Genomic DNA, 20349 nt, shown 5'->3' on the forward strand with positions numbered 1-20349 from the left:
GGCGCGACATCCTCGGCCCGGCCCGTAGGCGCCTGGTCTCTGAGATGCGCAATCACTTCGCTGGAGAACATCCGCCATCGGCTCCCGACCCGGAAGGCAGGTATTCCGCCTTCTCGCGCAAGGCGCATTACGACGGCGTCGGACACACCAAGCCTCCGCGCCATATCGGACGCCGCTACAGCTTCTTCGCCGGCGTTCACACCTGAAGGCTTCTCAATGAGCTGGCCCGAATGCTTCCGAGAGGTCCGAGAGGGCGGTCTCGAGGTCACGCTCTACTTCTTCGAAGCCACGACCAGTCGTGGCTTCGACTAGACCGTAACCAAGGGAGTGGGCTGAGAGACCAGCGAGGGAGGCGGGGATGCCGTAGTGCATGCTCCGGTTACGAAGGGTGCGATAGCCGGTGACACGGTTCACGGCTCCGGATGCGAGCACCGTCGCCAATGCTTCCGCTCGACGAGCTCGGCTTCGGCTGATCGCCAACACCTGTTGAATGGCGTTCACCGCGTGGCAGAGCGCGATCATCCGCGCCCGGAACACAGCATTACGGTGATCAGCTTTGGCAGGCTCCAGGATTAGCCACGCCGAGTTGATAGCCGATTCCGCGAGCAGCAAAACCTCACCTTCGGAGGTGCTGAGCTCCCCATAGTGACGCCGGTGAAACTCATCTGTTTCGGCGTTGTCGAACCGGGCCACCAGGTCCGCGAGCCCGTCGAGATGCGTCGCGCGCGGCACATAACCGAATTGGTTCGCTATAGCAGCTGCCGTTTGCCCCATCTCGAGAGCCAGTCGATACGACGGCGGCTCGTCGGAAGTGACGGAAGTGGCCTCGGCCATGCTCCAGGAGGTCTGGTAACTGACCGTGCGAGAGGAAGTGACGAGAAGACCATTGACGGTGATTTCGCTGAGCAGCGAGTTCGAGAAATAGTGTTGATGGTCCGCACGAATCGAGTCGAGCTCAGCAACGATCGACTCGAATGACTTGTGCGTATCGTCGAGAAGCTTCATCGAGTGACGGAGCGATGCGACTTGCTCTGCATACTTTTTGCCGAGCGAACGTGCAGCTTCCGGCCGTTGCCTGCGCAGGAGGTCAGAACCTTCGTAAGTAACGCGCGCCATGTACGGCATACACGCCAGGCTGAGGGCCGATCCTGTCACATCCCCAGCCGAGTTCGCGCTCTCGATAGTCGAGTAAATCCAGTTGACGTCATCAGCGAACATTCGACGGTCAAGCGACGACCAGTCAGCCTGAGCACCCGCCTTCATCCGCCGTTCAGCCTTCGCCCTCTTTCCACTCATCGCTCTTCCTAGCCGTGAATCGACGGCAAGTGGTCTCCCCTGACCGGCCGGTCTACTGGTGGGATCTCCCCACAACCAGCGCAGCCGTAGCCGCCGCCTATGTCTCGCATGACGGTTGCGCAAGTCGGGCAATGAGGCTGCGCGCCGGCGTCTAAATCGTCAGACGTCTTCATTCCACTAGCGTCGCACGCGAGAGCTTGGTTGCAAGGCTCCCGGAAGGAACGAGAGCGAAGCAAGACGATCGCGAGTACGAGGAGAGCCGTTACGAGCGGGATCGACGGGTCCGACGAAGTGGCACGTGCAACTGACGCCCACGTTGCATCACCCCCGTCAAGGATGGCTCGCAGCATGGAGCCCTCACGTCGTTCCCCCGAAAACATAAGTCCAAACAGTAGACCAAGAGCAACTGGGGACTCGAATTGAGCGTAAGTGTGTGCGTGTCTTGAAGTCGAGGAGCTGATGCGTGGTCGGGATAGACATCCGGAAGATGATCGCATCGACTTCCGACATCGCTGGCGACTGCCATACTGACCACGCACACGCACGTCACGAACACCGGGGGCTCGTCGCATGAAGAAGATCGCCACGACGGCAGTCATGGTTGCGCTGCTCATCGGCTCAGCCACGGGATGCACCGCTCAAACGCCCGAACCCGAGCAGACACAACTCGGACGGATCTCCACCATCGACGAGCTGAAGGACGCGTTCATCGACGCCGGCGGCGTTTGCAACTGGAAGCAGACCGACGTTGTCACCGACGCGACGGCGTCGGGCGAATGCTCGGATCAGACCGTCCTCATGCTGTTCGCCGACATGGACGAGAAGGAAGAGCTGGTGTCGTTCCTCAGCGAGGGGTCGATCAGCGAGCCGACCATCCTCGTGGGCGAGAACTGGGTCATCAACTCACCCGAAGCCGAGGACATGCAGGGTGCACTCGGAGGCGAGTGGGTCGACTGACCCTCAGCCCCCGCGGATGCTCGGCGCGTCGTCACTAGCGGCCGGGCGTTCGATCCACGGCACGTCCTGGAACCACCCGCACCCGCCACACTGGTAGCCGCCATCGGCGTCGCGCATGACCGTGCCGCACGCGCGGCAGTTTGGCTGCTTGCCACCGTCGAACGGGTCAACCGGGAGCGGGCTCAACCTGAACCGCTCAAAAGGCGTAGGAGAGCTCGCGAACTGCGGATCCACTGGCAGCGAGGTCGACTGTCACTGAAGCTGGAGTGCCGGGGTGAAGCCGCAGGTAGGCCACGTACATCGCCATCGAGGTGTGAGCGTGGGCTGGCTGTGCGTCCTCACCGGGCTTCGTGGGATCCACGCGGAAATCAACCATAACCATGTGGTCCGCAAACGTCACGAAAACGTTGGCCCGACCGTTGTGGTACTCGCGCACGTGCCTACCGACATCGATGAGGTTGTCGTCCTCCAGGGCGACGTAGATCGGGAAGGAACCGTCTGCCGCCTGTACAGGGAGCGGGTCTTGCAGGGCGCGACGAGCTACGGTCTTCATCACCCTGCGGGTGGCGAGACTGCGACTGTCCATCATGAGCCCCCTCGGCATCCCTGGTCATGACGATCTTGAACCCGGTCGTAGCCAGGATCGAATGATTCTTGCACGTCTACCTGAGAGTACAAGGCCCTGAGGTCTCGACGGTCGTTCGACTTCTGGTGCCCGGTGACGTGCTCGTGGAACCATCCATGTCCGGTATCAACGGAGTACTGCTCGCGCAGATTCCCGAGGGCAACCTTCTGGGCCCAGACGATCGCGAAGAACACCATCTTGTGTTGAGCGAGGAGCTGACGCTGGATGATGTGGCATCCGCACGGCATCGCGACGTCGAACTTCTGCTCGGTCACATCCGCTGGAGCTTCGTAGAGCTGGACATCAGCCGCCGCGGCGGCCATGCGCGCCGAACGCTGACGCTTCGCCCTGCGCCGACGGCCCCCCGAACTTGGCATGGCGTCGATCCTATCCACGCTGCGGTGTCGGCGTACCATGGGATGCTCTCGGCCGGAGAAGGGATCATCCGGCATTGGGTACGAACAGGCGATGCGCCATCGCGGTCGACGCGCGCATGAACGAGCGGGCGCTTCAGGTCACTGCTCGAGACGCTCCCCTGCAGTCGCTCACCCCCGAAGAGCTCCGACTCGACGAGGTCCCGCTGACCGTCGACCCGAAGCCACATCGCAAGGTGAAAGCGTGGGTTCGGTTCGGTGAGAGACCCTTCCGAGTGGACGCGATGGCCGTACGCTGGACATCATCAGCCGTCGGCATCACCTTCACGGTCGACGGGCGGGAGCACCGCTGCTGGGTGTGGGTGGGGGCAGTTGACGAGCCCCCTACGTCATGACTCGCTACGCTCAACCGCATGGGGAGAATGCGTCCGGGAACTGTCGATGTCACGCTCTCGGAGTTCAGGCGCCGGCGTGAGGAACAGTCGGCTCGCATAGCGAGCGTTCGCGGGCGAGCCGCTGGGGTCCTCGGCGCATCCGGTCTCGCTGTCACGCTCGTCTCAGCGATCGGTACCAACGGCGGATACATCGTCGGCGTCGTGGGGTACCTCTTCGCGACTGTCTACGCGGTGAAATCTATGACACTCCGGGCGCATGTGAAGAAAGGTGCCGCAGAGATGGTCGATGGGCTGGCGGGACTCAGCCCTCGCCGAGCCCGCGAGGAGATCCTCGTCGAACTAACCCTCGAGATAGAAGACAACGAGGATAATCTGCGGAACGTCGGCCACTCAGTGGGCGTTGCTCTCGGCTGGTTCATTGCCGGGACCGCGTTCACTGCCTTCGTCGCCGTGGTGAATGTCCTACTGCAGATGAAGGTTGGGGGGTGACATGGGAAATAACGAAGACGAGGATCGTCGCGACAAGATTCGCGACACTATCCGCACCGGGAAGCCGAGCAACCTGGGAAGTGACAAGGATGCACTCCTCGGAGACGGGTCGCGCGGAAGACTTCATATCAACGAGTCGGAAAAGTAGGCCCCATCCGGCACAGCGCCCCCGTCTTGTCTAGAGACCGAACGGGGGCGTTCTGCATACACGGTCTCGACAGCCAAGTCGCCCGACTAGGGGCCCTCAGAGGCATGCGGCGACGACATTCAACCCCCGGCGAGCATCCGCGAGGATACCAACCGGGGGCTGAACGATATGCGTGCGATAGGTAAGTCACGCGGACGGGTGCCGGTCTGTCCAGGTGACGATTCCGTCGCGCCAGAGGTAAAGAGTCACGGCGTATCCGTCCACGTCCTCGACCTGCGTAGCCCGATCGGGCAGCACTAGCGCTTCGCGGTCAGCTTCGCGCGCGATAGCTTCTTCGCGTGTCATCGGGTCATCCTTTGCCAGACATGCGTGCGATAGCTGGTCATCGTTTGTAACCTGCCACGGCCACGCTCCCCCCTATGGTTGCGGGGAGATTCCGGGTTCGATGGTCGCCAGTGTTAGTCGAGCGGCGCGGGGTCTGGCGCGCTAGCTCGCGATTGACCCGAACGTTTTCCACGTGTCTGGCGAGCCCGCTGTGATGAGGATCCATCCCAACGACCCACCCGCAGTCGGGGCAGAGTTGTGGATGCGCTTCCCTACTGGCCATGTTCCATGCGAGCGCGCCGCACTCGGCTGTGCGGACGCGTAAACGTCCGAACCGATCATCGTGTACGCAAGACCGCCGTAGACGATGTCAGCGAGTCCCGCACCGACTCCCAGCGCTCCCGAGGAGTTGGTGAGCGCCCGAGCCACTCCACGCGCACCAGAGATGATGAGGCGGGCGGCGTTGCCGTATCCAACGATCGTGCGGTCCTCGTGGATCCAGGCGACACTCGGCGAAGCAACGACCTTGCTCAAACGGGTGAGCGCGGTCATGAGATCGTCAGTCGCGGTGCCCGGGGCTTCGCCAGCAGGGATGTCGACCGAGTCGACGTCCATGCAGGCGATGGAGGTCGAGTACCGATCGATGACGACGCTCGAGGACTTGCTTCCCTGGCGGAAGCTGTTGCCTCGGAACGTGTTCTTGTGCGCTGAGAGCGACTCGAATGATAGCGAATACCGCGGACCGGACCAGGACCCTCCGCCGTCTGGACCGCCAGCTCGGAAGATGTTGCCCTCGAACGTTTGACCGCTGGTCGCTTTCAGCCCGACGTGGGCGTCCAGGTAGTCGCCGGTCATGGATCGGCCGTTGCGCCAGAACAGGTTCGCGGTGAACGTGTTCGGGTCGTTTAGGTCGGCGAGTTCGAGCCCGAAGGTGGCGTGCGAGTCGAAGATGTTGTTCGCGATGACGTTGAACCGGGATCCCGAAATCATCTTGATACCCGCTGCTTCACCCCACTCGAACCGGTTGCCGGCGATGATGTTCAGCCCGGCACCGTTGGTCATCGAGATCGCGTTCCCGGTGGTGCTGGTGAACGTGTTGTTGATCATGCGGAAGTCGAGAAGCGAACCCTGGAGCACGGTCGTGTTCCCGGTGAACTGGTTCCCCTGCATGAGCCAGGCACCCCATGCTGCGCCGTTATCGGATCGGACAGCCGACATGTTCTGGACGATGTTGCGCTCGAACCGGATGTGCGACACCGAGACGCCGAACACAACATCGGCGGCAGTGCGCACTCCGCCGCACCGGATCACGATCCCTTCGTACTTGCACCCACCACCTGAGCTGAAGGTGCCCGAGCCGAAGATGGCTCCGTGGGCACCAGAGACGTACTGGATGGTTGATGCGCGGAAACCCCAAGATGGCTCAGGGGTCTGCCAGTCGGTTGTGAAGTTCGGGTAGAGGGCGTCTGCCCCTTCGCCTCGCAAGGTTGTGCGTGGCATGGGGGCCAGTGGTGCGGAGATCGAATAGATTCCGGGGGGGAACACGACGGTACCGCCGGGTGCCGCGTTGAGCGCCGCCTGAATGGCTGCGGTGTCATCGGTGACCCGATCACCCTTGGCACCGAAGTCGCGGACGTTGACGAAGGGCAGGGGCGCCACGACATCCGTGCTCCCCAAGATGCGAGCGGGAGCGACCTCCGCAATGGTGGCCTTCAGTGCAGCACCGGATGCCGTCTCGGGGTCGGCGAGGATGGGCGCCATGATGCCGTCGTTCGTGGCGACGACGGCCTGCACCGCTTCCTTCGACGTCTGCGCTTCGGAGGCGGCTGCGCTTGCTGCGGTGGCGAAATCGCCTGCAGCGGTTGCCGCATCGGTCGCCGTCCCCACAGCAGTGGTGACGTCCGCAGCCAGTTCTTCGACGTCGTCTTTCGCCTGGAACACCTCAGCGATCACTTCGGGGCTGAGCCCTGCGTCCGCGACGGCCTGCTTCGCCGCGCCGAACACCGACCGCAACCGCACCTCGAACTGCCCCGACTTCAGGATCACGAACTCGGGGTCACCCTCCACACGGAACTGCGGGAGCTGCCCCACGCTCGACGAGACGAGCGGGTTGATCTCCGCACCCGACACCGCCTCATACACGGCGAGGGGCGTGGTGAAGGACAAGTCCGTCCCCGCGAACACCTCGAACTCCGCGTTCGGTACGAGCGTCCCGGTGCCGTCGTTCCCGGTCGGGTCAACCGCGATCGGCTGATCAAAGTAGTCGACCATCAGCCCTCCTCAGCGGTGATCAGGACCGTCTGCGCCGTCTCAGCGACACCGGTGGGCTTCCACAGGCCGAAGTGGCCGGCGACGGCAACGACGAACGCGGGGAGCGCGGAGAACAGTGCAACCCCGAGGTCGTAAACCTCACCGGAACCGATGGTGCGGGCGAGCTCGACGAGCAACGACGTCACCAGGGTGAGGGCGGCGAGGAGCACAGCCTTCCACCGGCCCGACGTGACACGAGTGGTCACCAGGCCGACGAGGACGGGCAGGACGAACGAGATAACGAACTGGACGACCACGAGCGGGTCCAGCGTGAAAGCGAAGCTCATTATGTCTCCTTCTGCCGGCGCAACCACGTCGGCGGGATGGTGTCCTCAATCAGGGCGATGTCGGAAGGGTCAAGGTCGGGGCCGTGGTCGGAAGGCCACTGGCGGGCGATGGCGCGGAGGATGCGGGCGAACGCGGACGACTTGAGGCGGTCCTTCTCGACCAGCTCGTTGACCCGCCCCTCGAGGGAGCCGATCTTCGTCCAGGCGCCCTCGAGCTGCTCCGCGACTCGGGCGTCGATGCGAGCGTCGAGCGCGGTCTTCGCGTCGGTCTTCGTCTTACCTCGGGTGCCGATGAACGTGACCACGATCCCGAGGAGACCGATGATCGCGACGACGATGGTGACGATGTGCTGCGGGTCCATTCAGGCTTCCTCCTCGCGTCGCTCTTTGATGTCCTCCCCGAGCAGGCTCAGCCTGAACAACGGGAGGGGCAACGCGAGAAGCAAGATGAACACGACGAACGCGGACGACGGGTCCGGGCTCGAACGGAACAGCAACACCACAACGGCGTACGTGCCCAGGAGCGCGACGAGCGCGACCTTCGACATCACCTCGAGACGCCACAGCGCGGGGAAAATCACCCCGATCGCGCAGGCGATACCCGCGGCCGACAGCAACGCGCCCAGCACGACGATCACCTGATCGGGGAACAAGCGGTGCAGGATCGGTGAACCCCACAGCATCGCCCACGCACCAGCACCGATGACGATCGCGTCGTACACCGGGAGGGCGATCCGCATGAGGTTGCGGAACTTCCACTCGTCCGGGCTGATCGCGTCAGCATCCCAGATCGTGCGCCGCAGAATTCGCCGCCGCATCACTTCCCCAGTTCGGGGATGCTCTGCACCTGCTTCAGGTTCTGCTTTCCCTTCGAGTACGGGAGCTTCCGGCCAGCAGCGGCGAATGCGCTCTTGATGACCTCCCACTCCCCCGAGTCGACCCGACGGCGGCGGCCGTCCTTCACCTCGTAGACGACCTTGTCGCCCTTCGCCTGCACGTAAACGGTCATGTCTTCCTCTTCCGGAGTGATGGCGGGAGTCGCCGGCTTGGAGTTGCTGGGGGTGGGTTTGGGGGTGCTGGGCTTGACCGGGTTCGGGTCGAGGATGTTGGCGGTGTACTCGCGCCCGTACGTCATCCCCCACCCCAGGTAGGTGCCGACCCGGCCGTCGATCTCCGCGAAGGTGGAGGTGCCCGCGTTCCGGCCGTACCGGTCGTTGGGCTTCGACGTGGCGTTGAGGATGTCGCGGCCGCCGCCTGTCATGTCGACGCCGACGTGGCCCCAATCGCCCATCTCGCCGCGGGAGTTCTTGCCCCAGTACGCCCAGTAGTGGATCGCGCCGCGGGGGGCCTTCTTCGGGTCGGTCGACCGGATCGTGCCCGCTGCTTTCGCGGCCTGGTACGCGGCTTTCGCGGACGGGTAGGCGGTGTCCGCCTTCGTCACGAAACCGAAGTGCCGGCAGACGGTGTGGGTGAGGCCCGCGCACATGCCGTACCAGTTGAAGTCACCCCACGTCTTGAACTTCGCCTTGACCTGCGCGGGCGTGCCTGACTTAGCCATGCGGCTCTCCTTCGGGAATGACGAAGCCCCCGGGGTTACCGGGGGCTCCGTAGGTGGGTGTCAGGCCGTCAGGCCCTCGAGCGCGGCGAGCCGCTCCTCTATAACGCCGAGACGTTCGATCGCGCGCTGCACCGGGGGGAGCATCGCGAGCCACGCGCGCTCGTAGTGGATGCCCTCGACGTCGCCGTCCTCGTTGTAGAAGACAGCCCAGCCAAGACCCGCCGCGTCGAGGGCGTCGGCGATCATTCCGGCATCGACCGGAGCATCCGCCCCGTGCTGAGCGACCTGCTCCCGGTACCGGTACATCACGAACGCGATCGACAGGAGCTGCTCGTCCGTGATCTCCATCTCGGCGATGTCCTGCTTGTACTTTGCGGCCGACGACTGGTGTCCCAGGTAGGTCGGCTCGGACCCTTCGTTGGTGATGTACGCGGCGCGGCGGGTGCCGGTGAGGTTCCGGTTCCACACGTCCGCGTTGAACCCACCGCTGCGGACAGCGGGCAGGTCGGAGGTCTTCTGGTCGACGTACCGCTTATTGGCCCCGTTCTCCGGGGTAGCAGGGTCCGCCATGTCCAGGCGACCGCCTGAACTCCACCGTGCGAGCTGTCCGCCTCCGGATGGTCCCGACGTGGAACCGGCCGTGGCGTTATCGACGTAGCGCTTGTTCGCACCGTTCTCGGGCGTTGCGGGGTCGGCCATCTCGATGCGTCCGCTCGCGGACCACCGGACGAGCTTGTTCCCACCCGACGGGCCCGACACGGACGCCTCGGTGGAGGTGTCCGTGTACGCCTTCGCGACGGCCGCAGCAACGTCCGTGTATGCCTTCGCTGCGGCGGCGGCTGTGTCCACGGTGCGCTTGTTCGCGGCGCTGTCCTGGTCGGTCGGGTCGGCGACGATGAGGCGCCCACCGCCCGTGAACCGGGCGAGCTTCCCCGGCCCCGTGAGACCCGAGGTGGACGAGTCGGTCGCGTTGTCGACGTACCGCTTCGTTGCACCGTGCTCGAGCGCTGTGGGTTCGGACATGCCCAGTCGACCCTCAGGGGTGTACCGGGCGAGCTTCCCTCCCCCACCGCTCGCACCCGACGTCGTCGAGTCGGTCAGGTTGTCAACGTAACGCTTGGTCGCACCGTGTCCCAGCTGAGTGGGGTCGGCCATCAGCAGGTTGCCGGTGGGGCTCCACTGGACGAGCTTCCCGCCGCCCGTGCCCGTACCGACCGCCGTGGACTTCGTGACAGCATCCGCTGTCGGCTTCAGGGCCGCATCGACGTACCGCTTGTTCGCGACGTGCGCGTTCGTCTCCGGGTCCGCGACAGCGAGACGCCCCTCCGGGGTGAATTTCGCCAGCTTCCCGCCGCCGCCATCCGTGCCGGTGGTGGTCGCCTCGGTGATCTCCGTTCGAGCGTCAACCCAGGTAGGGACGCCGGCAACGATCTGCCGCACCCACACCGCCGACCCCACGGTGACACGGGTGCCGATCCGCTCGAGGAAGGTGCGGACGAATGCGTCATTGGCTGAGGCGCCACCGTCTCCGTTCCACACGCGGAGGTCGACGACTTCCTGCGCAGAGGGCTGCCCGGCGGTGAAACGGACAAGAGCGAGCGGGTGATCATCGATCACACCGGGCACGTTCTGGCGGGTCGTGGCGAGGGCCTTCGTCGAGGTGCCCTTCAGCACGACGACAGTGCTCGTCTTCGCTGCCCAGTCGCGCCGCAGTACAACGGTGTCCCACCGGCTGCCAGACGGCACCGCGACGGCACCGACAGCCTCGACGTCATAGGACACGTCGAGTACTCCGCGACCCGACGCTGTCCCGGGCTGCACGTTGAGGGTACGGTCGGCAGGGTTCGGGACGACCTCGAACGAGGAAGCGCCGAAGACCGAGTAGGTTGCGCCGGCGTAGGTCAGGAGCTGCCCGTGCTCCGCGTAGGTCAGGGCTCGCTCGTACCCCTTGGAAACGATCGCCATGGTTACCTTCTCTCCAAGCTGCGTACGGACTTCGCGATCCCCGCGACGTACTTCGTGAAACGGATCTGCGGTTCGGTGTCGGCGAACCCGAACCGGGGTGTCACCGTGAAACCCGACCCGTTGGCATGTGTCACGGTGATCTCGCTGACGAGGTCGTGCATGGAAACCGGGCCGACTTGCACGGGGAGGCGGGTGCCGAGCTCGTATGCGTTCGGGAACCGGAACCAGGACGTCTCCCGCAAGTTCGCGGTGACGCTGGCCTTCGCGGCGCTGTCAGCGAGGGCTTCAACGCCGTAGGGGGTGAGGTCAGCGCCCGGCTCAGCATCCGACGCGTCGACGTAGGTTTCGAGCACGCGCCCGAGGGCCGCTTCTCGCGCGGCGTCGACGACGACCCGGTACTCCTTGTCGGTGCCGCTTCCGGCACCGCCGACGACTACGCGGGTTGCGGTAGCGGGTTGCATCGACCAGTTCCAGGAAGACAAGACTCCCGATTGTGGGGTGAGCGGTCGCGCGTAGCTTGACCCTTCGCGGATGCTGACGTCCCATCGCCCGGTCGTGGCATCCCGCTCAAGGGTCAGCTGTAGCCGCGCCGTAGTGAGCATGTCGATGACAGTTGACAGCTGGTCCATGCGAAACCGGCTCACTCCGACCGGCCCTCTCCCGGTGGACGTCGGGACGTTCCAGGGGAGGTTGAGCCGCGCCGCAGCGGCGGCTATTACCGCCAACGCGCGGGTCTCCGCGGGGCCACTGTAGGTCGCGAACTCGCTGGTTTGTGCTGTGACTGCTGCTGCTGGGTTCTGCCATCCGAGGATGCTCGTGAACCAGGAGAAGTCGTCAGTGACAGTGACAGTCACGTTGCCGTAAGGGCCAGCTCCCTCAAGGGGGCCGATCCTGCCCTCGACGAGACGGCGCTTCGTCAACACGCTGCCATCCAGGCTGATCATCCACACGACGGCGCGTGCGCCCGCCGCTATCAGATGCGTGACAGCAGGGTGCGAGTCGCGAACAGTGAGCCGCGCGGTGGATGCCTTGTTGAAGCGGAGAACGCACGTTGTCTCTGCGGGGAGCAGCTGCTTCACGAACGCTGAGGTCGCATCCTGGATCTCGACGAGAATGTGGTCGCGCTGCATCAGTACGCCCGCCAATACAAGGGTGTGAGCTCCGCGACCACTGAACCGGTGCCCTCCGCCTGGATGACGAGGGGGGACGTTCCGCGGGCCGGAACCGGGCCGAACACCTGGAACCCCAGCTCGGGCGTGACGTCTTCACCATCCAGCGTTGCGAACTGCCGCGCCGGGTCGGTGTCGATGACGAGGGTCGAACCGTCGGGGACTGGGATCGGGACCTCGATGATTGCTCCGTCGACGCCGAGCTCGATGCTCGACGCGGGACCGTGAACTGTCCATGTCAGGTATGCGGGTTCGTTGCCCGGGTTGTCGATGTTCGCGAGAGCGAACGAGGAGTCCGAGGACAGGTAGTAGACGTCACCTGGTGCGTCCGGGATGAAGTCGACGCCGGCTTCCGCGCCGAGGAACGTCTGCCGGATCGGTTGCCCTCGCCATAGCGGTCGTGGCGCGTACAGGTCGATCCCGATCCATGCGAGCCCGGTGACGAAAGGGTCGCGGTCGAAGCTGTGCCCACCAGTGAACGCACCACGCAGATCGATGCTGCGCGCTGAATCCCCGGTCCCGACCGTCCACGTCCCGGTCCGCACCGGGTGGAAAGAGTCGAAGAACGCGGCGTGCTCGACACGCCACTGCTCCGAACTGGAAGCACGGAACAGCAGCGGCCAGTACGCGGACCGCTCGGGCAACGAGTACCCGACGACATCCACGCCAGGAACGAGAGGCGTCTGCGATGTGAACACGTCCACGGGCGGCAGGTGCAGGCCCTTCACACCTCGGCCCATCCGAGGGTTCGACGCGTCGGGGCCCGACAGAACCCAGAAGGTTCCGTCGAACCCCGTCCACGTCATCGGCCAGGGCGCGAAAGCGTCAGGGGCGACCTCGGGTTCTGAGGGTGTCGCTGCGAGTACGAGCGGCATCTATGGCCTCCTAGGGACGCTTACGACAGCCCCGCAGCGTCCAGCGCGCGGCGCAGCTTCTCTTCCTTCTCCGCGGCGACCTTGTGGGGGTCGTACGCGTAGTAGGTGCCGTGATCGATGACCTGCACCGACGGGCCAGTACCGCCTCCGACGGACGCGCTACCAGCCGCGGGGACACCCATGCGTCGCATCGTCTCGGCGAGGATGCCCATGGAGCGGGCTGACCCGTCGAGCGGGATGAATGCCTCGGGTACGTCGCTGCGGTCACCGACCACGCGCCATGTGCTCGCTGGGACCATCTGCGCGACTGGCTGCATCGGCGTCAGGTTGTGGAACCCGCCGCTGGCGTAGAAATCGACGACACCACCCATGGCCTGGGTAGTCGCGACGCGGGAGCCGATGACGATCTGCCGCCCGCTATTGCGGATGATCAGGTTGTCGATCGAGCGTTGCGCGTCACCAGTAGAGGCACGGATGATCACGTCACCGTTCGGGAGTCTCTCGACTCGCGAAGCGAGATCCGCGACTTTCTGCTCCTCGTCGGATGCGTTCGATGAGAACGTGGTCCCCTTCGAAGATGGGGTGGCGAGGATCGTGTCGATGAGCTTCTGAGCTTCGTTCTTCGTCAGCCCGGACTGGACCATCTGGTCGCGGATCGCGTCCGTTCCTACACGGAACCGGTCGGACAACGCTTCCTGACTATCGCCGGCATCCTCCGCCGCGGTGATCTCGTCGTTCAGGGCCGCAACGGCCTTTTTCGTCTGAGTCTCGAGGTCTCCGGATTCGTCCCCGACGTCCGCGATCGCATCAGCGAGACGCAGAGAAGCGTCGTTCAGGTAGCCCATCGCCACAGCGCTGTCACCGAAATTGTTCAAGCGCCCTCGGGCGTCGTCGATACCGGGCAACAGGTTGTCGCGGATCTGGTCTGCGGCGTCAGCAGTCGTGGAGTCGAAGCCGCGCATGCTTTCGGCGAGGTCGTCGAGTTCCTTCGGCCGCTCACCGAAGCCGTTCATCACGTCGATGATTCCGGCGATTCCCTCGACCGTGTCCGCGAGGGGCCCGGCGACGAAGCCACCGAACGCTTCCGTCCCGTCGGCTACGGCGATCACCATGGACTCACCGAAGTCGAGGGCACCGTTCGCCATCTGAAGCAGGAACTCCAAGACCGGGCCACGATTCTGCGACACGAACTCTGCGACATCACCCAGCGGCTCCGAGAATGCTGCCGCTAGGGCTCCCTGGATACCATTCATGGCGACTTCGATGTTGCGTTGCGCTTGCTCGAGCTTGGTCGCGTCGTTGTCGGAGAGAGTGTCGAACATCCGCTGAGCGGACCCGGTCACGCCGTCGAGTTGTTCGACAGCGTTGGACAGGTCCATTTTGAACAGCGCGTCACCGAGGTCTTCGGCCTGTGTGCCGAACAGCCCCACGGCGGCCGCATTCCGGAGTACGGGGTCTTCGGTCTCGCGGAGCTTGTCGAGCACAAGAGCTAGACCGTCACGGGCGGATTCGCCGCCCTTCGCGATCTTCGCTGTCATCTCGTCAGCGTTGAGACCCAGTTCCCCGAAGGCCGCGGCCGAGGTCTTGGACCCGTCCGTCGCGCGAATCTGGAACTCTTTCAGGGCGTCCGCCGCGAGGTCACTGTTGCGCGCGCCGCCCTCGAGGGCCTGGTTGATCAGGCCGAGCGCCTCATCACCCTCGAGCCCGAGACGGGAGAACAACGCGGGGTACTCGGTGAGCGTGTCGAGCAGGTCGTCAGCCCGGTTCGCACCGTTCCGCTCACCCGCTGCGATGAGGTCGAAAGCTTCCTCGGCGGATTTGGCAACCCCAGTGCTGAGGAGAGTGCTCACAGCCGTGGCGACAGGCTTCACATCTTCGCCGAGCACGTCGGCGATGCCCGCGAGGCCTTCGATGACCTTCTGAGCGTCACGGTTGGATGCGTCCGCGTCGAGGATCCCGAACTGCAGCGCAAGTCGCGCGGTGTCCATGTTCGATTCGACGGATTCGCCGAACACGTTCGCGTACGCTTCGCCGGCGGCGCGCGCGAGGCGTCCCGCGTCGGCTTCGTCGAGCCCGGTGAGTGCCGCGAGACGGTCCCTGCCAGCTTCCTGCCCGATCGCCTTGCGCGCACCATCGATGAGGGCCTTGCCGACGGCCGCTCCGACGCCGATGACCGCGCCAGCGATTGGGATGGCCACTAGGGCGGAGATCAGGTTGTTGCCGAGCTCGGCGCCCGCGTCGTCTCCTGCTTCACCCGCGAAGTCTTCAACCGACGAAAGCTTCTGCTTGGCCGGGTTGTCATCGACGTCCACGACCATTTCGGCGCGTGCACCTTCCAGCGCGTTAAGTGCGCGGCGTGCGCCGCGGAGCTTGTTCTCGGCTCGCTGAACGTCAGCATCAACCTGGACGCTGGTGGACAGTGACCGGAGGTAGTCGAGCTCCTTCTCGATCGTGTCGACCGACTTCTGCGCCTCGTCGATGTTCGCGTTGACGCGGAGAGCGGTGTCTTTGGACACGAGCTGCTTAGCGCGCGTCTCGACCCGCTCCATACCTGCGATTGCCGCGGAGTCGTCGGCGTCCAGCTGGATCTTCTGTGAGTTGAGGCGCTTGACGGTTGCGTCAGCCCTCTTGCCCGCTGCCTCGAGGGGCTTGTCGTCGGCGGTGAAGAGGACTTCGAGTTCCGCGACGCGCATGGGTACTCCTCTACTGGTTCAGTGCCACGCTGAGCCGGGTGCGGCTGTCGAGGAGGCTGAAGATGAGCGTGCGGATCCCTGGCCAGGGCCGGGCGAGTACGTCTTCGGCGTATAGGTCGACGCCTCGTTCCGCGAGGTCGGCGACGACGAGCCGCCAGTGGGTGACGAGGTCGAGGATGGACACGTCCGGGGTCTGTTGTTTCTGCGCGACCGGTTCGGGGAGCATCTCGGCAGGCGGGGTCCGGTAATCCGGGAACCATCCGTCCGCGTCCGGCTCACCGACTCCGTATGGCGCCCAGTCCTCGGCCGTGACTAGCCTTTTGGGCTGGCATCAGCCGCCTCAGTTGCGCGAGGGGTCCAAAGGATGGCCGCCAACGAGTCCGCGTACGCCTTCCCCCGCGCCCAGAAGAAGATCGCGTAGTAGGCGACCCTGTCGATGGTGGCGGCGGGGTGGCCATCACGACGCATCCGCTCGAACGCGTCACCCAGCGCGGGGTGAGCATCCTTCGGGATCGTCTTGATCAGCGCTTCCACTTCCGTGGGTACCTTGGCTTTGACCATCCCCAGCTTCACCTCACCGCGGACCGCGAGAGCGAGGATCAGCTTCGCGTCCTCGACGCTGGGCGGCCGCACCTCGTAGGTACGGTCGCCCAGCTTGATTTCGAGGTTCGGTGCTGCCCACGCTCCAAAGTCGACAGCAGCCACGGGTTACGCGCCGCGCGTGAACGTGAACGCGGTCGATGCGCCGGCGGAGGTCGTGACGACCACCGGGACAGCTCCCGCCTCTCCCACGGGCACGACCGCGATGACGGACGCACCGTTCACCGCGGTGAACTCGACCTCGTCACCGTCGATCGTGACCGACGTGGCACCGAGGAAACCGGACCCGCTGATCGTGATGAGGTCACCGTCGCCGGCGTTCGGAGGGCTGACGTAGGAGACGACCGGTACGGTCGCACCCCACCCCTGGAAGGGGTTCTCGATCGGCTCGTACTCGCCCTTGCCGGCGAGGGAGATGGCGAACGTCTCGGTCTCCGCGTTGCCAGTGTTCTGGCGGGAGCTCTCGACGGTCACCTGTGCGCGGCCCGCGTCGTTGGGCGACGGGGTGCCGGTCTCGGGCTTGTGGTAGAAGCGGATGTCGAGGACAGCCCCTTCGCCCTTCGCGCGCGCCGCTGCGACGATCGCCTCGAGCTCGGGGAGGTACAGGCCGGTGGTGGTGGACCGGTTGCCCTGGACGGTGAAGTCGGCGGCGAATCCGCGACCGGTGACTTCCTCGTTGGTCGCGCCGCGGTCGTCGTAGGTGGTGACGTCCGTGGTGACCTTGGGGAACGTGGGTGCCCAGCCGGACATGCGGCGGACCGGCTGCCAGGACGGGGACGCGTACGTGCCCAGGTTGATGTCGATGCCGTGCTCGTAGGACTTCCCGAGGACCGTGCCTGCGGGGAGGGGAACTGCATTGCTCATGTGAGCGCCTCCAAATTGTCGAGGGTGATGAGGTAGTTGTCTGACCGCTCGGTGCGGCCGTTACCATCGGCACCCTGGGGCACCATGGACACGCGGGAGATCCCGCTTATCCCTCCCGTCCGGGGAAGGCTTTGCAGCATCGCGAAGGTGGGCGATGCGAGCTTGTCTGCCCCGTTTGGGGCGTTGCGTGAGCCGCGGAACCAGAACTGGACGCGCCGCTGCGATTCACCCGTCTGCGGGTCGTCGGTGGCCGCGTACACCCGCACTCCGATCGCGCGGTCGGGTGCACTGGATATGGCTCCGTAGAAGATGCCGACCTCCGACGCGGTGTAGGCGGGGCCTTTGGGGCGCCACTTCCAGCCCGGTACGGTCCCGAGCAGTTCACAGAGGCGAATGGTGAGGGTTTCGTCATCCACCGAGCGCCCCCCGGATGTGCCGTCCGATGGTCGGGGCTAGTTGGTCGGTGAGTTCGTCGGCGGCGGTCTCGAGGAATTTCGCTTGACCGTCGTCGTGGGCGTAGTCGAGGCGTTCGTGTTGGTATCGGGCGACGAAGTCGCGGTACCCGACCTGGGCGATGAGGTCTGAGGTGCTGACGAACCCGGAGCCGATCATGTCTCCGGTGTCTTTCGGTGCGAGCTCGTTCGACCGCTCGAGGACCGCTTTCGCGTGCTCGTCAAGGCCCGCCTGCACGGCCTTCTCGATGTCGGAAAGGATCGGCAGGAACATAGCGCCTCCTACTCGAGGTACAGGGTCTGGAACGCGGGCAGGTCAGGGTGCTGTCCGCGCTTGATCGCAACGACCCGCGCTTCGCGCTCCCCGGTGAGGCCCGGCCAGATGGTGACGAGGGACCCAAGGGGCACGACCTCGTCGAAGTTGATGTGGTGTTGCGCTGACGATGTGACCTCTGCGCCGTCGTTGCCAGCGACGGCTTTCTGGTCGTCCTCGCTGAACCCGCGGACCTCGCGCGCGTCACCGTATCCGCCGCCCATACCCCCGCCAGCCGTGTAGTCGCGGACGAGTGCCACGTGCGGCGTGAAATATTCGGGTAGAGGAATGCTCACGGCAACTCCTCGTACCGGGGCGTGAGGTCGATGCTGAACGGCCGTTGGCGGCGACCTCGAAGCATCCGCTTGTGCTCCTCCGTCAGCAGGAGAGTGCGTCCGGGGCGATCGAACGTCCACGACTCGGAGAACGGCCCCATGGATCGGGATTTCTGGGTCACGTCAGCACCGCCAGCGACGGCACCCTGGTCGCTGCTCATCACCCACTTGACCATCTCGCGCGAGATCGTCTTGCGCGTCCGTTTCTGTGGGTCCGTTACTGGGTCGCTGGGTGGGGCGTAAGCGTCGATGCGGACAGCTGCGTCGATGAGCAGTTCCCGCGCCTCCGTCTCACGCCCCGAGGGGAGGCCCGGCCAGATGGCCTTGAGATCCGCGATGGTCGCGTAGGCGCCTTCGATCGGGTCGGTATCAGCCATGCCGGGCCTCCTCTCAGATCACTTGACCGACGTCGCGCCGGTGTCGATGTTGTGCGTGACGGTCACGACGCTGCCGTCCGGCTTCACTGCGTCGTACTTCTCGATGCGGTGCTCGGACTCGTCCATCTCCGCGACTGCGGGCTTCCCGACGGGCTTCACGGCGTTGACCGTTCCGACCTCGATTGCCTCGTCACCGGGCTGGGGCGGGACGGACACGGCGACCTCGGTGGGCTCGGTGGTGTCCGCCGGTCCGTCGCCGGGTGCGGTGACAGACGGCTTGGTGACATCCGAGTCGAGCGTCGTCGTCTCGGGTGCGTCTTCCTTCTTGCGAGCAGCCATGTGCTTCTCCTTCTTGGTCAGCTGGCGAGCACACCGCGGAGACGCGCAGCGGCCTTGCCGCCGAACGTCGCGAGACCGCAGTAGAACTCGATGCGGGTGCGATAGGCGGGCTTCTCCTGCAGCTGGCCCAGGTCGTCGACCTGGACTCCACCGTTGGTGAGTCCGGTGACGCCACCGTCGGTCTCGTCCTCGCCGAAACGAACGGCGTAGACCGAGGATGCGGCGCTCGAGGAACCCTGCGTCTCCGTCAGCGGCAGCACCTCAGCGCCGGCGAGGTTCTGGCCGGGGTCGAGGACGGGGATGCCGTTGTAGGTGAGGACGCGCTTGCGGGTGAGCTCCTCGTTGACGAAGTCAGCACCGCCGAGGCGGCGCAGGCTCGAGAGGATCTTGGCCCGCACGAGACGGTTCGCGTAGATCGCGCCGTTGGTGCCGTTCAGGCCGGGCACGGATGCCACGAGAGCGTCGAGCGCGTCGAGGAAGTCGTGTCCTGCTGCGACCGGGCCGAGGCCATTGGTCGCGGCGTCGAGGACCTGTCCACCGGTGAGGCGCTTCTTGAGCCCGTCGAAGCCCTTGGGGTCGACGGCGACGTCACCGTTGAAGAACGCGTCCTGGTACTTGTAGGCCGCGGACTTCACCTTCAGGCGGGTCTGGACGGCGCGCTGGTCGTTCAGATTGCCGCGGGTCTGGACGATGAACCGGTCGACGTCGGCGTCTCCACCGAGGATGACGAGCGACTCGGTGGCCTGGACCACGGTGCCGGTCGATTCGGTGTAGGCCTCGTTGACCGATCGGAATGCGACGCCCGGGAGGGTCGCTTCCTTGTTGTAGGCGTATGCGTTGCCCTCGATGTCCATCAGGGGGATACGGTCGAGGACCGAGGACTCCTGAACGAACGTCTCGACGACACCGCGCTGAAGCTGGTTCTCCGAGAGGAGAGCAGCCTGGGCGAGAGTGACAGCCACGATGGCTCCTTACTTGTCTGAGTCGGCGTAGGCCGCACGGAGCGTGCCCAGGCCGGGGGATGTGGATTCCTGCACGCCGTCTCCTTGATTCACCCGAGCGAACGCGGGCGAGGTGGGGGCCGGCTTCTTGGGGATGAGCGTCTGCAGCTCTTTGGCGTGCGCCTCGAGCTCGTCGCGGGTGGATCCCCGCAACGCGGCGGCCGGGATTCCGGCGTCGCTGGCGATCTCGGACTTCCATGCGGCGATCTGCTTCTCCGCCTTCAGCGCCGCGTTCTCCGACTCGAGGGACGCGAGGCGTTCGGCACGCTTCTCGTCCTCGGTCATCTGCGACTGCTTCAGAGCAGCGAGCTCATCCGCGGCGGTCTTGTTCTCCTTGGCCTGGCGCTCCCACTTGCGTGCCTGCGCCTTCCAGTCCGTGGTCTCCTCGGTGCCCTGCGGCTCCTCGGGGTCATCAGCCCCCGGCTCTGGCTGATCTCCCGGGTCCTGGACGCCATCACCGGGATCGGTGATGTATCGCAGGAACGGGCGGTGCCAGCTCGGTGCGGGGAGGATTCCGAACGACCGCTCGGTGTCCTTGCTCATGGTGTTTCCTTCCATGCGGAATGGCCTCGCGCCGTGCGGCGCTCAGCAGGGTGACCGCCG

25 protein-coding genes and 1 pseudogene are annotated in these 20349 nt (G+C 65.1%); 2 read left to right on the forward strand and 24 right to left on the reverse strand.

Features of this window, described 5'->3' with window-relative positions; all coding sequences use genetic code 11:
* Positions 1-44: 44 nt before the first annotated feature.
* Together Q9S78_RS14320 and Q9S78_RS11980 are read right to left on the reverse strand one after the other, a co-directional pair.
* A pseudogene (locus Q9S78_RS14320) lies at positions 45-164 on the reverse strand (helix-turn-helix domain-containing protein); the annotation flags it as partial.
* Between the two features lie 49 nt (positions 165-213).
* Complete coding sequence (locus tag Q9S78_RS11980; protein ID WP_311870375.1) at positions 214-1296, reverse strand: hypothetical protein; 1083 nt, start codon at positions 1294-1296, stop codon at positions 214-216.
* A 570-nt stretch (positions 1297-1866) separates the two neighbouring features.
* Between Q9S78_RS11980 and Q9S78_RS11985 the strand changes: the two genes are divergently transcribed.
* Positions 1867-2253, forward strand: coding sequence for a hypothetical protein (locus Q9S78_RS11985; protein WP_311870377.1), 387 nt, complete (start codon positions 1867-1869; stop codon positions 2251-2253).
* Positions 2254-2449: 196 nt separating this feature from the next.
* On the opposite strand, the gene Q9S78_RS11990 is transcribed toward Q9S78_RS11985, so the two are convergent.
* Together Q9S78_RS11990 and Q9S78_RS11995 are read right to left on the reverse strand one after the other, a co-directional pair.
* Positions 2450-2842, reverse strand: coding sequence for a hypothetical protein (locus tag Q9S78_RS11990; protein WP_311870379.1), 393 nt, complete (start codon positions 2840-2842; stop codon positions 2450-2452).
* Positions 2839-3201 (reverse strand): hypothetical protein, encoded by a 363-nt coding sequence (locus tag Q9S78_RS11995; RefSeq protein WP_311870381.1) that lies wholly within the window; start codon positions 3199-3201, stop codon positions 2839-2841. The genes Q9S78_RS11990 and Q9S78_RS11995 overlap by 4 nt, the downstream gene beginning before the upstream one ends.
* 464 nt (positions 3202-3665) lie before the next feature.
* Here Q9S78_RS11995 and Q9S78_RS12000 point away from each other — a divergent pair, with 464 nt between their 5' ends.
* Positions 3666-4136, forward strand: a complete 471-nt coding sequence (locus Q9S78_RS12000; protein ID WP_311870383.1) for a hypothetical protein — start codon at positions 3666-3668, stop codon at positions 4134-4136.
* 334 nt (positions 4137-4470) lie between these two features.
* Here Q9S78_RS12000 and Q9S78_RS12005 read toward each other — a convergent pair whose 3' ends face one another.
* From Q9S78_RS12005 to Q9S78_RS12100, 20 genes are all read right to left on the reverse strand, one after another.
* Positions 4471-4629 carry a hypothetical protein gene (locus Q9S78_RS12005; protein ID WP_311870385.1) on the reverse strand — a complete coding sequence of 53 codons (159 nt, stop codon included), beginning with the start codon at positions 4627-4629 and terminating at the stop codon, positions 4471-4473.
* A gap of 141 nt (positions 4630-4770) precedes the next feature.
* A complete protein-coding gene (locus Q9S78_RS12010) occupies positions 4771-6879 on the reverse strand; it encodes a glycosyl hydrolase family 28-related protein (protein WP_311870387.1) in 2109 nt (702 codons plus the stop codon).
* Positions 6879-7205: a hypothetical protein gene (locus Q9S78_RS12015; RefSeq protein ID WP_311870388.1), complete on the reverse strand. Its 327-nt coding sequence runs from the start codon at positions 7203-7205 to the stop codon at positions 6879-6881. The genes Q9S78_RS12010 and Q9S78_RS12015 overlap by 1 nt, the downstream gene beginning before the upstream one ends.
* Positions 7205-7567, reverse strand: coding sequence for a hypothetical protein (locus Q9S78_RS12020; protein WP_311870390.1), 363 nt, complete (start codon positions 7565-7567; stop codon positions 7205-7207). The genes Q9S78_RS12015 and Q9S78_RS12020 overlap by 1 nt, the downstream gene beginning before the upstream one ends.
* Positions 7568-8023 carry a hypothetical protein gene (locus tag Q9S78_RS12025; RefSeq protein ID WP_311870393.1) on the reverse strand — a complete coding sequence of 152 codons (456 nt, stop codon included), beginning with the start codon at positions 8021-8023 and terminating at the stop codon, positions 7568-7570. It lies immediately after the preceding gene.
* Complete coding sequence (locus Q9S78_RS12030; RefSeq protein ID WP_311870395.1) at positions 8023-8763, reverse strand: hypothetical protein; 741 nt, start codon at positions 8761-8763, stop codon at positions 8023-8025. Before Q9S78_RS12030 ends, Q9S78_RS12025 begins: the two co-directional genes overlap by 1 nt.
* A gap of 60 nt (positions 8764-8823) precedes the next feature.
* Positions 8824-10728 (reverse strand): tail fiber domain-containing protein, encoded by a 1905-nt coding sequence (locus tag Q9S78_RS12035; RefSeq protein ID WP_311870397.1) that lies wholly within the window; start codon positions 10726-10728, stop codon positions 8824-8826.
* Between the two features lie 2 nt (positions 10729-10730).
* Positions 10731-11858: a Gp37-like protein gene (locus Q9S78_RS12040; protein ID WP_311870399.1), complete on the reverse strand. Its 1128-nt coding sequence runs from the start codon at positions 11856-11858 to the stop codon at positions 10731-10733.
* The gene (locus tag Q9S78_RS12045) at positions 11858-12772 is read right to left on the reverse strand and encodes a hypothetical protein (RefSeq protein ID WP_311870400.1); all 915 of its coding nucleotides are present in this window, start codon (positions 12770-12772) and stop codon (positions 11858-11860) included. Before Q9S78_RS12045 ends, Q9S78_RS12040 begins: the two co-directional genes overlap by 1 nt.
* 20 nt (positions 12773-12792) lie before the next feature.
* Positions 12793-15465 carry a phage tail tape measure protein gene (locus tag Q9S78_RS12050; protein WP_311870401.1) on the reverse strand — a complete coding sequence of 891 codons (2673 nt, stop codon included), beginning with the start codon at positions 15463-15465 and terminating at the stop codon, positions 12793-12795.
* Positions 15466-15475: 10 nt separating this feature from the next.
* Positions 15476-15691 carry a hypothetical protein gene (locus tag Q9S78_RS12055; protein ID WP_020097383.1) on the reverse strand — a complete coding sequence of 72 codons (216 nt, stop codon included), beginning with the start codon at positions 15689-15691 and terminating at the stop codon, positions 15476-15478.
* Between the two features lie 86 nt (positions 15692-15777).
* Entirely contained in the window at positions 15778-16170 is a 393-nt protein-coding gene (locus Q9S78_RS12060) for a DUF7426 family protein (RefSeq protein ID WP_311870404.1), read from the reverse strand.
* 3 nt (positions 16171-16173) lie between these two features.
* Positions 16174-16929 carry a phage tail tube protein gene (locus tag Q9S78_RS12065; RefSeq protein WP_311870406.1) on the reverse strand — a complete coding sequence of 252 codons (756 nt, stop codon included), beginning with the start codon at positions 16927-16929 and terminating at the stop codon, positions 16174-16176.
* Entirely contained in the window at positions 16926-17345 is a 420-nt protein-coding gene (locus tag Q9S78_RS12070) for a minor capsid protein (protein ID WP_311870408.1), read from the reverse strand. Before Q9S78_RS12070 ends, Q9S78_RS12065 begins: the two co-directional genes overlap by 4 nt.
* A complete protein-coding gene (locus Q9S78_RS12075) occupies positions 17338-17655 on the reverse strand; it encodes a hypothetical protein (RefSeq protein ID WP_311870410.1) in 318 nt (105 codons plus the stop codon). Before Q9S78_RS12075 ends, Q9S78_RS12070 begins: the two co-directional genes overlap by 8 nt.
* 8 nt (positions 17656-17663) lie before the next feature.
* Positions 17664-17990 (reverse strand): hypothetical protein, encoded by a 327-nt coding sequence (locus Q9S78_RS12080; protein WP_311870412.1) that lies wholly within the window; start codon positions 17988-17990, stop codon positions 17664-17666.
* On the reverse strand, positions 17987-18406 hold the full coding sequence (locus tag Q9S78_RS12085) for a hypothetical protein (protein WP_311870414.1): 420 nt from the start codon (positions 18404-18406) through the stop codon (positions 17987-17989). Before Q9S78_RS12085 ends, Q9S78_RS12080 begins: the two co-directional genes overlap by 4 nt.
* An 18-nt stretch (positions 18407-18424) precedes the next feature.
* Complete coding sequence (locus Q9S78_RS12090; RefSeq protein ID WP_311870416.1) at positions 18425-18745, reverse strand: hypothetical protein; 321 nt, start codon at positions 18743-18745, stop codon at positions 18425-18427.
* Between the two features lie 17 nt (positions 18746-18762).
* Positions 18763-19707, reverse strand: a complete 945-nt coding sequence (locus Q9S78_RS12095; protein ID WP_311870418.1) for a major capsid protein — start codon at positions 19705-19707, stop codon at positions 18763-18765.
* Positions 19708-19716: 9 nt separating this feature from the next.
* Entirely contained in the window at positions 19717-20289 is a 573-nt protein-coding gene (locus tag Q9S78_RS12100) for a hypothetical protein (RefSeq protein ID WP_311870420.1), read from the reverse strand.
* Positions 20290-20349: the final 60 nt, after the last annotated feature.

This window comes from Microbacterium aquilitoris (assembly GCF_031932285.1).
Lineage (GTDB): Bacteria > Actinomycetota > Actinomycetes > Actinomycetales > Microbacteriaceae > Microbacterium > Microbacterium aquilitoris.